This window comes from Arthrobacter sp. Y81, assembly GCF_002929335.1.
Taxonomy (GTDB): domain Bacteria; phylum Actinomycetota; class Actinomycetes; order Actinomycetales; family Micrococcaceae; genus Arthrobacter.
This window is the reverse complement of record NZ_PJIL01000009.1, coordinates 113,778-128,493: the sequence shown is the minus strand read 5'-3', so window position 1 is coordinate 128,493 and position 14,716 is coordinate 113,778. Positions and strand designations below refer to the sequence as shown.

Here is a 14,716-nt window from a genome sequence, read left to right as displayed (position 1 = left end):
GTCCGAAGATTGCGCCGTGTTTCCCGTGTGCTACGACGGCGGGTGGGCGCCGGCGGGAGGTCCCGCCGGCGCCCACTTCTCATCCTGCAGGGGGACGGACTCTCAGCGGTTAGCCCGCGCCCTGGCCCTCGCGGGCCGTCTCCTCCAGGATCCTGGCCGTCGGCGACCCCGTCATCAGCTGCCCTATCACCTCCGGTTTATCCCACACCTCGCTGCGGAGCCGCGCCAGAAAGGCGTTCGCAGCGTCCTTGGTGTCGAAGTCAAGCAGCACGGCCACGCTGTTCTGGTCCTCTGTATCCCGGAACAGGCGGACAGACCTGGCGCCCGAGGCGGCGCGGCCTGCAGGATCTGTGTCGAACACCTTCTTGAAAGCCTCGTACTCCCGGACTAGATAGCTGATCTGCAAAGTGAACATCGCCGTTCCTTTCGCTCGGGCTACGACAGGTCAAAGATAGGCCTCCCAGCGTCATCCCGGTAGGGCCGGAGGGCTGGCCTTGAACCGGCAGTGCGTTGGCCCCTGGCGTGTCTATCCGGGCCCCCTAAAGCACTGACAAGCCGCCGTCGGAGGCGAGGATGGCGCCGTTGATGTTGGTGCCGTCGTCGCTGATCAGGAGGTGATGGAGACGGCGAGCTGGGCTGCGCTTTTCGGAGGGTTGCCAGGCGTGGGTCAGAATCGGTCGATATTGACCTGGGGAAAGAGCGAAGCCGGGTGCAATTCGCACCCGGCTTCCCTCTCTCTGCTAGATCCCCCGTTCTAGCCGTTCCTGACCCCTCAACTACCGCGGTCTCCGCAATGCGTGGGGTAGCTCGAGGAGCATGGTTACCGGGTGGCGCCCCTAAGTTCGTCCTCGACGTCCTTAGGTGCCGTGAGATCCATCTCGAGCAGCGGCACTACTTTGGACTTGGTGATGTAGCGGTGACCCAGCCATAGAACGATGAAGACCGGCAACCCGATGTAGGAGGAAAGCACCTCCACGGACCGTCCGGCAAGCACAGCCTCGTAGTTCTGTCCCGCGATGACCAGTATGAGCAGGGCGAAGGCCAGCAGTGGGCCAATGGGGAACAGAGATGCCTTGTACGGCAGGTCGCTGACTTTGTTTCCCTGGGCCAGGAAGCCGCGCCTGAAACGGTAGTGGGAGACCGCGATTCCCGCCCAGACGATGAAGCCGCATAGGCCCGACATGTTCAGCAGCCAGGAGTAGGCTGCACCCTGCCCCACGATCGCGGAGAGGAACCCGAAGAGTCCCACGGCCGCCGTCGCGAGCAACGCCGCGATCGGTACACCACGCGCATTGGTTCGGCCGAAGATCTTCGGGGCCATGCCGTCATGGGCCATGGCGTAAAGCATCCGAGTGGAGGCATATAGTCCGGAGTTGCCCGCGGACAGGATTGCGGTCAGGATCACGGCGTTCATCAAGGCCGCCGCGAAGGCGATTCCGGCGCGAGAGAAGACCAGGGTAAAGGGCGATGATGCAATATCGGACTCACCGGAGGCCAGCAGGCTCGGATCGGTGAACGGGATGAGGCAGCCGACGATAAAGATGGCGCCAATGTAAAAAAGCATGATGCGCCAGAAGACAGTGCGGATAGCCTTCGGCACCTCGCGGCGCGGGTTCTTCGCTTCGCCGGCGGCGACTCCTACAAGCTCGGTGCCCTGGAAGGAGAACCCGGCAACCATGAAGACCGAGATGATCGAGACCCAACCCCCGTGGAACACGTCATCGCGGTTTTCCCAGTTGCTCAGTCCCGGAGAGCTATCCCCGAGGATGCCGAAAATCATCAGCACGCCGGCGATCAGGAAGAGCACCACTGCGCTAACCTTGATCAGTGAGAGCCAGAACTCCGACTCACCAAAGGCCTTGGCCGAGAGGGCATTAAGCCCGGTCAGCACCAGCAGGAAGATCCCGGCCCACACCCATCCTGGGACCCCCGGGAACCAGAAGTCCATGATGATTCCGGCCGCTACCAGCTCTGCGGCCACCGTGATGGCCCAGTTGAACCAATAGTTCCAGCCGATCGCGAACCCAAAGGACGGGGAGACGAAACGGGTGGCAAAGGACTGGAACGAACCGGCAACCGGAATTTTGGCCGACATCTCGCCCAGTGACTGCATCAACAGGAACACCATCAGCCCGACCAGCGCGTAGCCGGCCAACGCGCCGCCGGGACCCGCCTGGGAAATGGTGCTGCCCGAGGCCACAAACAGCCCGGTACCGATCGCACCGCCGATGGCGATCATCTGCAGGTGGCGGTGGTTTAGCCCGCGCTTGAGTTCGTTGGTGGATTCGCCGGAAGCGTGATCTGCCGCTATCGCAAGGGAAGACCCTTCTGTTCCATCGGGCTTGATTTCTGCGAGAGTTCCGCTCGGTGGTGTCATGCAGCACCACCCTGGGATATCGTTGCGGGCCGGGTCGGGTTCCCGGTGCCAATAGCGGCTCGACCGGTGCAGGCTTCTGCGACTGCCGTGTCGAGCAGATAGGTCATCGCGTCCCCGCGCGGTGCTGCCTGCGTGGTGGTGGACCCCGAGCTAAGAAACAGTCCTGAACCGGAGCAAAGACCGGTTTCAGGGGTGTCGGTAGCAATAGCCCGATCACTAATTTGCGTGTGGGAGCCAAGTCCCATGGTGCCTCCGAAAAGGTAGCTGCGGTGAATTTGGGGCCTTCCGAAGCCCTCGGGCCGGGAAGGATGGTGATCAAGCTAACACACGCAAAGGAGGCGACATTTGGCGTGGCGAATGTTGCACGTCCGACGGTCAAGTCCTTACGCATAGGCATGGGTTATCCGATCTGAGCGTAAGAGTTTCTGATCTAATGCCGCCCGGTGACTAAGCAGCTCTGATGATCTGCTATGGCGGCCAGTTGGCGTTAGGTATCAGCGGGAATTTGAACCAGCGACAGACGCAGCAGCGCCGGTGCGGCCTTACGGCCAAGGCAAGCCACTGATGGCACGAGTGGCAGGAACTGAACCTCGGATCGTCCCGATAGCGCGTCTTATTCAATCGTGATGCGCCCGTTCTGGGATGCCCTAAAGACACCCGACCCTAAGGTCAAACGCAGGCATTGCGCAGAAGAGCGGGCGCCGAGCAAAAGTATTTCTTATTCATGCGGGAAGAATCCTTCACGGATGCTTACGCACTGCTAGCTTCTTCAGGAATCCCCTCAACGGAAGGAACGAGCATGTCTGTAATCGCAAACCCGGAAGTGACAACCACCCGGGCAGACGACGTCAAGGCGCTCCCCGCATGGCAGGCTCTGAAGGCAGCCGTCATCGGGCTGCAGCAGGTTCAAGTGCAGGACGGTTCCGTTCCGGAACCCGCTGACCATGACCAGGCACGCCAGAATGTCGGCATCATTACTGACTCAATCAACGATCTGCGCCCCCACCTCCACCACGACAGGGACTACCTTGAACTGCTCGTGCAGGACATCCAGCGGTGGGCATCCGAGGGCTTCGTCGTACCGGATTTCCTCGACTCATTGGTAGCCTTCCACCCCGAGCAGTGGCGCATCGACGGGCTACCGCACCTGGTTGTGTTCCCCATGTACACGCAGAACGGCAGCACCAACCGCTACTTCGAGGCCGTCCTCATCGAGGTCATTTGGCCTTCATTCGTGGCTGAACTGGAGGCCGCAAACTACTCCAACAAGCTGTTCGTCCCCATCAGCTTCGTCGATTTCACGCCCGGCTACGACACGAACTCCGCAGTTCTCTTCCCCGAGAGCGTAGCGGTCCGGAGCACCCCCTCCTTCACTTGGGGAGGCATTTTCGCGGACCGCGAAGCTGCCCGGTTCCGTCGCGTCCTAAAGGCTGCTGCCGACATCACTTCCCTGGACCTGCCGGCTGACGCCGCGGAATTCATCGACGACCAGCACCTCACGGAGAAGACCTTCGTGATGTGGGATCTGATCCATGACCGGACCCATATGCGCGGTGACCTGCCCTTTGACCCCTTCATGATCAAGCAGCGGATGCCCTATTTCCTGTACTCCCTGGAAGAGCTCCGCTGCGACCTGACCGCCTTCCGCGAATCAGTCCTCATCGAGCGGGACGAAACGGCTTCCGAGGACGCCCGCAAGCACGCCAAGCTGGTCCAGTACGCCGTGATCTTCGACCGCATCTTCCGCTTCGCGATTACCGGGAACCGGGTCCGTAACTACGACGCCGTGGGCGGCCAATTGCTGTTCGCATGGATGCACCAGCACCGGGTCCTGCACTGGACCGATGGAAAGTTGAGCATCGACTGGAAGGACGTCGCCGGCGTGGTCGTCGAGCTGGGTCTCCGCATCGAGGAACTCTACTGGCGTTCAATCGACCGGCCGAAGACCGCACACTGGCTGGCTGCCTACGAGCTCGTCTCGGAAACCCTCACCCCCCACCCCGCCTCCGTGTGGGCCAAGGGACCGGAGGCCCTTCGGCTCGACGGCCCGCCCCGGGATCTGACGGACCAGATCCTTGATGACGAATTCCCCCTGTCGATGTTCTACGAAGCACTGGAGAAGAAGATGCGCCCTGTTATTGACTCAACTGCAGGAATCACCGGTAAGAGCCCTGTCAAGACTGAGGGCGAGGCGGGCGCATGAGCCAGGACCTCTCGGGGCGTACGGTCGTCGTCGCCGGTTCGACAAGCGCAGCCGGCGTCGCAGTAGTCCGCACCCTCTCGCAAGCAGGGGCACGCGTAGCCGCCGTGGACATTCTTGAGGACCGAGTGCAGGAGCTCTCGGTAGCGTACGACAACGTTACGGGCTATGTCTGCAACCTCGCGGACCTGCAAGCCGTTGAGGACTTGGCGGCGTCTGTCCGGGCCGATCTGGGTCCCGTGGACGGCCTTATCCATCTTGTAGGAGGGTGGCGAGGCGGCACAGGCCTTAAGGGCCAGACGGATGAAGACTGGGACTTCCTGCACACCAGCGTCCTCACCACCCTGAGGAACACCAGCCGCGCGTTGTACGATGACTTGGCTGCCTCCCCTGTGGGTCGCCTGGCCGTTGTTTCCGCGCAGTCCGCTTCCTCGCCGACAGCGGACGGCGCCGCCTATGCCGCCGTCAAGTCCGCCGCCGAGGCATGGACCCTGGCCGTGGCCGACGGATTCCGGCAGGTGCAGGGAGTAAACGAAAGCCCCCTCTCCGCCCAACATTCAGCCGCCCTGGTCTTCGTCGTGAAGGCCCTGGTCGATGACCGGATGCGCGCAGCCCAGCCGGAACGGAGATTTCCGGGCTTCACCGATGTCAGTGTCCTTGCCGACGCTGTACAGCGGATCTTCCACATGGAGGCAGAACAGATCAACGGGCGGCGCCTGCCCCTCACGGCCGGCCACCTCGTGGGCGCACCGGCATAAAGCGTCAGCCTTGATACCAAAGCAGGCGTCCCGCGCAGGGACTGACGGGACGCCTGCACGACCCGGCATACCGGGGCTTCGCCTCGGATAACTACGCCGGGGCTCACGCCGAAATCATCGAAGCAGTTCAGGCAGCCAACGAAGGCCACGTCACCGCATACGGCGAAGATGTCTACACAGCAGCGCTTCAAGTTCTCATCAAGTCCCACTTCGGGGCAGCTGCTACCGCATATCCGGTCTTCAATGGAACAGGGGCCAATGTCCTTGCCCTGCAAGCCCTGCTCCCGCGTTGGGGCGCTGTCATCTGCGCAGCAACAGCGCATATCAATACCGACGAAAACGGCGCCCCGGAACGGATTGGCGGAATAAAGCTCCTCCCTGTCCCCACACCGGATGGCAAACTCACCCCGGAATTGATCGACGCCGAAGCCTGGGGGTGGGGAGACGAGCACCGGGCGCAACCGCTGGTCGTTTCGATCACCCAGACCACCGAACTGGGCACCTGCTACACGCCGGAAGAAATCCAACGGATCGCTGAACACGTCCATGCGAAGGGAATGAAACTGCACCTGGACGGAGCAAGGCTGGCCAACGCTGCAGCACATCTCGGGCTTCCTTCGCGGGCGTTCACCACCGACGTCGGTGTCGACGTCCTGTCTTTTGGCGGCACCAAAAACGGGCTGTTGTTCGGCGAAGCCGTTATCTGGCTCAGCTCACAGTCCGACCCAGGCATGAGCTACCTGCGCAAGATGAACATGCAACTGGCCTCAAAGATGCGTTTCGTCTCTGCGCAACTCGTAGCCCTGCCAACGGATGGGTTGTGGCTGCGGTCCGCCTGTCAGGCCAACGAAATGGCCCAAAGTCTCAGCAAAGGAATCTCGGCCATTAACGGCGTCTCGCTGACGCCACCAACTCAGTCCAATGGCGTCTTTGCCGTCCTTCCAACCGGGGCAGCGGCGAAAGTCCGGGAATCCTTCCGCTTCTATGACTGGGACCAGGCACGCGGGGAAGTCCGGTGGATGTGCTCGTGGGACACCACCGAAACCGACGTCCACTCTCTCGTTGCTGCAGTGAAGGCTGCCGTAGGCTCTCCAGCTTCACAACGAAACGCCTAAATAAGGAGGCGTAACTGCCATCCAGTGGCGGTACTTTCCAGCGGGCGCGGTCTCAAGAGCACGCGCACACTTAAACCTCCGCCACAGGAGCCGCGAACTGCGCCTCGTACAGCCGGGCATACGCACCACCCGCCGCCAACAACTCCGAGTGCGTCCCCTGCTCCACGATCTGGCCTGCCTCCATCACCAGGATGAGGTCAGCGTCGCGGATCGTGGACAGTCGGTGCGCGATCACGAAGCTCGTCCGGTCGGACCGCAAGGCACTCATCGCCTTCTGCACCAGCACCTCAGTCCGCGTGTCCACGGAAGATGTCGCCTCATCCAGGATCAGCACCGACGGTCGGGCCAGGAACGCCCGGGCAATCGTCAGCAGCTGCTTCTCGCCGGCGGATACATTGGAGCCCTCGTCCTCGAGCACCGTGTCGTAACCCTCCGGCAGGGAGTGCACGAACCGGTCCACGTAAGTCGCCCGCGCCGCCTCCAGGATCTCCTCCTCCGAAGCCGACGGCCGGCCGTACGCAATGTTGTCCCGGATCGAGCCCCCAAACAGCCACGTATCCTGCAGCACCATGCCCAGCCGCGAGCGCAGCTCGTACCGCGTCATCGCGGTGACGTCCACGCCGTCGAGCGTTATCCGCCCCGCATCGATCTCATAGAACCGCATCATCAGGTTCACCAGCGTCGTCTTGCCGGCCCCGGTCGGCCCGACGATCGCCACCGTCTGCCCCGGCTCGGCGACGAGACTGAGAGAAGAGATCAGCGGCTTGTCCGGCGAGTAGGAGAACGACACGTTCTCGAACACCAGCCGCCCGCGCCCGCCGTCCGGCGAAGAACCAGGGGAAGGATCCGGCGACTGCTCATCCGTGTCCAGCAGCTCGAACACCCGCTCGGCGGACGCCACCCCGGACTGCAGCAGGTTCGCCATGGACCCCAGCTGCGCCAGCGGCATGGTGAACTGCCGCGAGTACTGGATGAACGCCTGCACATCGCCCAGCTGCATCGCCCCGGACGCCACCTGCAGGCCGCCCACCACCGCGATCCCCACGTACACCAGGTTCCCGATGAACGTCATGGCCGGCATGATCAGCCCGGAAATAAACTGCGCGCCGAAGCTCGCGTCATACAGCTCCACGTTCTTCTGCCGGAACCGCTCCTCCACCTCGCGCTGCCGGCCGAACACCTTCACCAGCGCATGCCCGGTGTACGTCTCCTCGATCTGCCCGTTCAGCTCCCCCGTGTGCTTCCACTGCGCCACGAACAGCTTCTGCGAGCGCTTGGCGATCAGCGCCGTGATCCCCAGCGTCAGCGGGACCGTCACCAGCGCGATCAGCGCCAGCGTGGGCGAGAGGATCACCATCATCACCAGCACGCCCACCACGGTCAGCACCGACGTGACCGCCTGGCTGATGGACTGCTGCAGGCTCTGGGAGATGTTGTCCACGTCGTTGGTCACCCGGCTCAGCAGCTCACCGCGCTGGATGGAATCGAAATACCGCAGCGGCAGCCGGTTGATCTTCGCCTCGATGTCCTCCCGCAGCCCGAACACCGTCCGCTGCACCACCCCGTTGAGCACATACGCCTGCACCCACATAAACGCCGACGCCAGCACGTACAGCACCAGCGCCCACATCAGCACGCTGGACAGCGCCGCGAAGTCGATCCCCGCGCCGGGCGTCAGCGCCATCGGCGTCAGCATGTCCGCCTTCTGGTTCTCCCCCGCGGCCCGCAGCTGCGCGATCAGTTCGGCCTTGGTGACCCCGGCGGGCAGCTCGCGGGACACCACGCCGGAGAAAATCAGGTTGGTGCCCTCCCCCAGCAGCCGCGGCCCGATCACCGAGAGCGCCACACTCGCAATACCCGTCACCAGCACCAGCAGCAGCCACGCCCGCTCCGGCCGGAGAGTGCCCAGCAGCCGCTTGGCCGACGGCCCGAAGTTCATTGCCTTCTCCGCGGGGACGTTCATCCCCGCGAACGGTCCGCCGCGTCCCGGTCCGCCCGCCGGACGGGGAATGCGTACGACGTCGGCAGTCCCGGTTTTGGAGGCGGGTGCCGTGCCGCCGGGGGCGGCTGGGTTCGTGGCGCCCGACGTCGGCCGGTGCGGCGTGCTCATACCGTCTCCTCCGCTGCCAGCTGGGACGAGACGATCTCCCGGTACGTCTCCGATGTCTCCAGCAGCTCGGTGTGCGTTCCGCGCCCCACGATCCTGCCGTCGTCGAGCACTAATATCTGGTCCGCGTCCGCGATGCTGGAGACCCGCTGGGCGATGATCACCAGCGTGGCGCCGGCGGTGCTGCGCTTGAGGGCCTGCCGGAGCCGGGCGTCGGTGCCGGTGTCCAGCGAGGAGAACGAATCGTCAAAGATATACAGTTCCGGCCGCTTCACCAGGGCCCGGGCGATGGCCAGCCGCTGCCGCTGCCCGCCGGAAACGTTGGTGCCGCCCTGGGAGATGGGCGCATCCAGCCCGCCCTCCATGTCCTCCACGAAGTCCCGGGCCTGGGCGATCTCCAGCGCGGTCCAGAGCTCGTCCTCGGTGGCGTCCGGCTTGCCATACTGCAGGTTGCTGCGGACGGTGCCGGTGAACAGGTAGGGCCGCTGCGGGACCAGGCCGATGTGGCCCCAGAGCAGGTCCGGGTGCAGCTCGCGCACGTCCACGCCGTCGATCCGGACCGAGCCGGAGGTGGCGTCAAACAGCCGCGGCATGAGGTTCACCAGGGTGGTCTTGCCCGACCCGGTGCTGCCGATGATCGCCGTCGTCTGCCCGGCCCTGGCCGTGAAGCTGAGCCCGGAGAGGACCGGCTGGTCGGCACCCGGGTAGGCGAATCCGGCGTCGACCATTTCCAGCTCCCCGCGGCGGACGGCGCTGCTGACCGGGCTGGCGGGCGGCCGGACGCTGGACTCGGTGCGCAGCACCTCGCCGATCCGGTCCGCCGAGACGGCGGCACGCGGGATCATCACGGCCATGAAGGTGGCCATCATGACGGACATCAGGATCTGCATCAGGTAGCTGAGGAACGCAATGAGCGTGCCCACCTGCATGGAGCCGTCCTCGATCCGGAACGAGCCGAACCAGATCACCGCCACGCTGGACACGTTCAGCACCAGCATCACCACCGGGAACGCGAGCGCCATCAGCCGGCCGGCCCGCAGTGCGGTGTCCGTGACGTCCTCGTTGGCGCGGGCGAACCGGGCGGTCTCGATGTCCTCGCGGACGAAGGCGCGCACCACCCGGATGCCGGTGAGCTGCTCGCGTAGCACCCGGTTCACGGTGTCGATCCGCTTCTGCATCTTCCGGAACAGCGGCACCATCCTGACGATGATCAGGCCCACCCCGATCATCAGCACGGGCACGGCCACCGCGATCAGCCAGGACAGCTGCACATCCTGCCGGACGGCCATGATCACCCCGCCGATCGCGAGCATGGGCGCGGCCACCATCATGGTGGCCGACATCAGCACCAGCTGCTGCACCTGCTGCACATCGTTGGTGGACCGGGTGATCAGGCTGGGCGCCCCGAACCGGGTCACTTCCTGTTCGGAGAACTCCCCGACGCGGGAGAAGATGGCGCCGCGCAGGTCCCGGCCCACACTCATCGCGGCCTTGGCCCCGAAGTACACGGCGACCACGGCGCAGGCGATCTGCAGCAGCGTGATTCCCAGCATCAGGCCGCCCAGGCTGAGGATGACGCCGGTGTCCCCCTTCGCCACGCCCTCATCGATGATGTCCGCATTGAGGGTGGGCAGGTACAGGGACGCGATGGACTGCGCCAGCTGGAAAATCACGACGGCGAGCAGCAGCCGCCGCTGCGGCCGCAGGTATTCAACGAGCAGTTTCCAGAGCATGGCGGCTCCCGGTCCAGGGCTCACGGAACGTGATGCGAAGGTCAGTTTACGTCCGCAGGCTGGGAGTTCAGCGTGCGGCGGAGGGAGAATTTCGGCCGGTTCTCCTAAAGCGTATTCCGCAGCGGGCCAGCGGCCGCCAGCCCGGATGTTTGAGTGCCCCACGGGCCCTCCCCCGCGACGTCCGGTCGTGGTCAAATGGGAGGGTTGAACCGGCCGCCCGAGTCCGACCACGGCCTCGGCCATATGGAAGGAAGCACATGACCGATCACCAGGACCATCCCCAGGTCCCCACTCCCGGAAGTGCCCAAGGCCTGGACCGCAAGGTTGAGGGTGGATGCCCTGTGGACCACCACAGCGTGACCTCGCACGGCAGCGAGAGTGAGAACCCGGCGATCGACTCGCCGCAACCCAAGGGGCACCGGCCGCGGACCGTCGCAGACTGGTGGCCGAACCAGCTGGACCTCTCCGTGCTCCACGCCCACAACCCGGCGGGCAACCCGCTCGGCCCCACGTTCAGCTACCGCGAGGAGTTCCAGAACCTCGACGTCGAGGCCCTCAAGCAGGACATCACCCAGGTCCTGACCACCTCCCAGGACTGGTGGCCTGCGGACTTCGGCCATTACGGCGGCCTGATGATCCGGTTGAGCTGGCACGCCGCCGGCACCTACCGCGTCCAGGACGGCCGCGGCGGCGCCGGGGACGGCAGCCAGCGGTTCGCCCCGCTGAACAGCTGGCCGGACAACGCCAACCTGGACAAGGCCCGGCGGCTGCTGTGGCCGGTCAAGCAGAAGTACGGCCAAAAGCTTTCCTGGGCCGACCTGCTGGTCCTCGCCGGAAACGTCGCGCTCGAATCCATGGGCTTCAAGACCTTTGGCTTCGCTTTCGGCCGCGAGGACGTGTGGGAGCCCGAGGAGATTTTCTGGGGGCCGGAGGACACCTGGCTCGGCGATGGGCGCTACATCGGCGAAGGACAGATGGCGGAGGATGTGGGCTCCACCGAGATGGGCCTGATCTACGTCAACCCCGAGGGGCCGATGGGCAACCCGGATCCCAAACTCGCGGCAGCATTCATCCGCGAGACCTTCAAGCGCATGGCGATGAACGACGAAGAAACATTCGCGCTGATCGCCGGCGGCCACACGTTCGGCAAGACCCATGGCGCCGCCGACGCCGATGCGCACGTCGGCCCCGAGCCGGAGGCCGCAAACCTGGAGGAGCAGGGCCTCGGTTGGATCAGCACTTACGGCAGCGGCAAGGGCGGCGACACAATCACCTCCGGCCTTGAGGTCACGTGGACGGACCGGCCCACCCAGTGGAGCAACCGTTTCCTGGAGATCCTGTTCGAGAACGAGTGGGAGCTTGTCAAGAGCCCGGCGGGCGCGCACCAATGGGTTGCCAAGGATGCCCCGGAGATCATCCCGGACGCGCATGACCCGGAGAAAAAGCACCGCCCCACCATGCTGACAACAGACCTGTCGCTGCGCTTCGACCCGATCTACGGCGAAATCGGGCGGCGCTTCCTGGAGAAGCCGGACGATTTCGCGCTCGCGTTCGCGAAGGCTTGGTACAAACTGCTGCACCGCGACATGGGCCCCGTCGGTCCGCATATGCTCGGACCGTGGGTCCCGGAGGCCCAGCTCTGGCAGGACCCGGTCCCGGCGGTACACCACGAACTGATCGACGAGCAGGACATCGCCTCGCTCAAGGCGCAGCTGCTGGACCCGGGCCTGTCAGTCTCGCAGCTTGCCGGCACGGCTTGGGCGGCTGCGTCCACCTACCGCAAGACCGACAAGCGCGGCGGTGCCAACGGTGCGCGCATCCGGCTGGAACCGCAGCGCGGCTGGGAGGTCAACGAGCCCGAGCAGTTGGCGAATGCGATGCAGGCGATTGAGGCGGTGCAGCAGCAGTTCAACTCCGCCCAGGCCGGGGGCAAGAAGGTCTCGCTGGCAGACCTGATCGTCCTCGGCGGCTGCGCGGCAGTGGAGAAGGCCGCGCAGGATGCCGGTTTCGCCGTCACCGTGCCGTTCCGTCCGGGACGGGCCGACGCCGCCCAAGACCAGACCGACGTCGAGTCCTTCGAGTACCTGAAGCCGCGGGCGGACGGGTTCCGCAACTATGTACGCGCCGGCGAGAAGCTCCAGCCGGAGACCCTCTTGCTGGACAAGGCGTACCTGCTGGACCTCTCCGCGCCGGAGATGACAGTGCTCGTCGGCGGCATGCGCGTCCTCGGGACCAACGTCGGAGGTTCCACCCACGGCGTCCTCACCGAACGGCCCCAGACGCTGACCAACGACTTCTTCGTCAACCTGCTCGCGCCGGGGACTAAGTGGAAAGCGTCGGAGGGAGAGGAGAACGTCTACGAGATCAGCGACGTGACCACCGGTGAGCTGAAGTGGACCGCCACGCCCGTGGACCTCGTCTTCGGCTCCAACTCCCAGCTCCGGGCACTGGCCGAGGTTTATGCGAGCGATGACGGCCGGGAGAAGTTCGTCAACGACTTCGTGGCCGCCTGGGTGAAGGTCATGGAGCTGGACCGCTTCGACCTGACCGGAACTCGGGTTACTGAATGATGCATCCGGGCCGGCTGCAGACGCGGCCGGCCCGGAGCATCTCCTCCCGTTGCCTGAGCCCGCGGGTCCCGTTTCACGACGTGATCAAAGCGGCGCCGATGCCCCACTACGGGCGTCAAAACGGCGCCGATATTCCGTTGGTGTCGTGGAAAAGGCGGCAGCGAAGTTCTGGCGCAGGGTGACGGCATTGCCGAATCCGCAGTCGGCAGAGATCTGGTCCACCGACAGGTCGGTGGTCTCGAGCAGCCGCCGGGCTGCGTCGAGGCGGCGGGCGCGGATCCAGGCTGCCGGCGTCGTCCCCGTTGCTGCCCGGAAAGCACGGACAAAGGTGCGGCGGCTCAAATGCGCCTGGGCCGCCAGCCGGTCGATGGTGAGGGGTTCACCCAGGCGGCCCAGGGCCCATTCAAGCAGTCGCGAGATCGGGTCATCCGTGGAGCTCGGCGGGACCGGCCGCTCAATGTACTGCGCCTGACCGCCCTCCCGATGCGGAGCAATGACCAGGCTGCGCGCCACCCGGTTCGCCGCTTCCGCCCCCAGCCGGGAGCGCACCATGTGAAGGCAGGCGTCCAGCGCAGAAGCGGTGCCGGCCGATGTCAGGACATCACCATGGTCGATATACAGCACAGACTGGTCCAACGGGACATCGGGGTGCCGCGCTGCAAGGGAATCAAACGCCTGCCAATGCGTGACGGCCCGGCGCCCCGCGAGCAGCCCCGCGTCCGCCACCGGGATCGCGCCAAGGCACAACCCCAAAATCGGCACGCCCCGGACATGCGCCCCTTGTAGCACACGCCGCAGCGAATCACCCAGCATGCGCCCGTCGTCGAACCATGACGGCACCACCACAATGTCCGCCTTATCCGCGGCCTCGGGTCCCTTCACTTCGCCCAGCCGATACCCTTCAGCGGTTGTTATCTCGCCTGCCTGGTCAGAAAAGAGAACCGTCTCCCACCCGGCAAGGCGCTGGCGGGCCACCTCGTCAAAAACCATCTGCGGAACGGCAAGGTGAAACATGGTTGCCCCGTTGAAGGCGTACACCGCGATCCTCATCCTGCTCCTATTCCTGGATATTATTGGCCCGATTCCATCGTATATCCGCCTTCGTGCCACTGTTGGCATTCGTCGGCAGCAGGAAGACTGGAGAAATCGCCAGAAGGCGGCCCGCAAACCATCAGGGAGAACCAAGAACATGACCAGCCCCCGCCGCGCCCTCATCCTCATCGACGTGCAGCAGCAGTACTTCGGCGGCCCGCTCGAGATCCAGTACCCGCCCCACCAGGAGTCGCTGCCCACGATTGCGCGGGCAGTAGACGCTGCCACTGCCGCGGGCATTCCCATCGCCGTGATTCAGCACTCCGCAGGTGAGGGTGCACCGGTCTTTGCGCCCGGCACGCCGGAGTTCGACCTGCACCCGGAAATTGAACGTCGCAAGACCGCCGCATGGAAGCCAGTGGTCAAACAGTACGGGTCCGTGTACGCCGATACGGACCTCGCCACCTGGCTGCGCCAGCACGACGTCGATACGGTCACCCTGGTGGGCTACATGACCAACAACTGCGTGCTCGCCTCAGCCGTGGAGGCAGAGTTCCTTGGCTTCAGCACCGAGGTTCTCTCAGATGCCACGGGGGCCATCAACCTCGCCAACGACGCAGGCTTCGCTGACGCAAAGACGGTCCACACGACGCTCCTGACGTTGCTGAACTCGAACTGGGCAGCGGTGGCGGAAACTGCTGCATGGACCGAGGCGCTGGACAGCCGGCGGGCTCTGACAAGGAGTGACCTCGGCAGCTCAGCGGTGGCCGGCTCCAAGTTGGTCCCGCAGGCATAACCAAGCCCAACAACTCTCAAGGACTTAT

10 protein-coding genes and 1 pseudogene are annotated in these 14,716 nt (G+C 64.7%); 5 read left to right on the top strand and 6 right to left on the bottom strand.

Annotated features, from left to right (window positions below):
* Positions 1 to 109: 109 nt before the first annotated feature.
* The 3 genes and pseudogenes from CXQ91_RS13665 to CXQ91_RS13660 all read right to left on the bottom strand — a co-directional run bounded on the left by CXQ91_RS13665 (position 110) and on the right by CXQ91_RS13660 (position 2,377).
* Complete coding sequence (locus CXQ91_RS13665; RefSeq protein ID WP_104174456.1) at positions 110 to 415, bottom strand: hypothetical protein; 306 nt, start codon at positions 413 to 415, stop codon at positions 110 to 112.
* 124 nt (positions 416 to 539) lie between these two features.
* A pseudogene (locus CXQ91_RS25745) lies at positions 540 to 643 on the bottom strand (short-chain dehydrogenase); the annotation flags it as partial.
* Positions 644 to 820: 177 nt separating this feature from the next.
* The gene (locus tag CXQ91_RS13660) at positions 821 to 2,377 is read right to left on the bottom strand and encodes an amino acid permease (protein ID WP_104174455.1); all 1,557 of its coding nucleotides are present in this window, start codon (positions 2,375 to 2,377) and stop codon (positions 821 to 823) included.
* A 799-nt stretch (positions 2,378 to 3,176) separates the two neighbouring features.
* On the opposite strand from CXQ91_RS13660, the gene CXQ91_RS13655 reads away from it, so the two are divergent.
* The 3 genes from CXQ91_RS13655 to CXQ91_RS13645 are packed head-to-tail and all read left to right on the top strand — an operon-like array spanning position 3,177 to position 6,450.
* Positions 3,177 to 4,580, top strand: a complete 1,404-nt coding sequence (locus CXQ91_RS13655; protein ID WP_104174454.1) for a DUF6421 family protein — start codon at positions 3,177 to 3,179, stop codon at positions 4,578 to 4,580.
* Positions 4,577 to 5,335 carry an SDR family NAD(P)-dependent oxidoreductase gene (locus CXQ91_RS13650; RefSeq protein ID WP_104174453.1) on the top strand — a complete coding sequence of 253 codons (759 nt, stop codon included), beginning with the start codon at positions 4,577 to 4,579 and terminating at the stop codon, positions 5,333 to 5,335. Before CXQ91_RS13655 ends, CXQ91_RS13650 begins: the two co-directional genes overlap by 4 nt.
* A gap of 41 nt (positions 5,336 to 5,376) precedes the next feature.
* On the top strand, positions 5,377 to 6,450 hold the full coding sequence (locus CXQ91_RS13645) for a low specificity L-threonine aldolase (protein WP_104174452.1): 1,074 nt from the start codon (positions 5,377 to 5,379) through the stop codon (positions 6,448 to 6,450).
* 70 nt (positions 6,451 to 6,520) lie between these two features.
* On the opposite strand, the gene CXQ91_RS13640 is transcribed toward CXQ91_RS13645, so the two are convergent.
* The gene (locus CXQ91_RS13640) at positions 6,521 to 8,560 is read right to left on the bottom strand and encodes an ABC transporter ATP-binding protein (protein WP_104174451.1); all 2,040 of its coding nucleotides are present in this window, start codon (positions 8,558 to 8,560) and stop codon (positions 6,521 to 6,523) included.
* Complete coding sequence (locus CXQ91_RS13635) at positions 8,557 to 10,290, bottom strand: ABC transporter ATP-binding protein (protein ID WP_104174450.1); 1,734 nt, start codon at positions 10,288 to 10,290, stop codon at positions 8,557 to 8,559. Before CXQ91_RS13635 ends, CXQ91_RS13640 begins: the two co-directional genes overlap by 4 nt.
* A 257-nt stretch (positions 10,291 to 10,547) precedes the next feature.
* On the opposite strand from CXQ91_RS13635, the gene katG reads away from it, so the two are divergent.
* Positions 10,548 to 12,860 (top strand): catalase/peroxidase HPI, encoded by a 2,313-nt coding sequence (katG, locus tag CXQ91_RS13630; RefSeq protein WP_104174449.1) that lies wholly within the window; start codon positions 10,548 to 10,550, stop codon positions 12,858 to 12,860.
* A gap of 84 nt (positions 12,861 to 12,944) precedes the next feature.
* Here the strand turns inward: katG and CXQ91_RS13625 are convergent, their stop codons facing one another.
* Positions 12,945 to 13,898: a GlxA family transcriptional regulator gene (locus tag CXQ91_RS13625; RefSeq protein WP_258073973.1), complete on the bottom strand. Its 954-nt coding sequence runs from the start codon at positions 13,896 to 13,898 to the stop codon at positions 12,945 to 12,947.
* 151 nt (positions 13,899 to 14,049) lie between these two features.
* On the opposite strand from CXQ91_RS13625, the gene CXQ91_RS13620 reads away from it, so the two are divergent.
* Positions 14,050 to 14,688: an isochorismatase family protein gene (locus CXQ91_RS13620; RefSeq protein ID WP_104174447.1), complete on the top strand. Its 639-nt coding sequence runs from the start codon at positions 14,050 to 14,052 to the stop codon at positions 14,686 to 14,688.
* Positions 14,689 to 14,716: the final 28 nt, after the last annotated feature.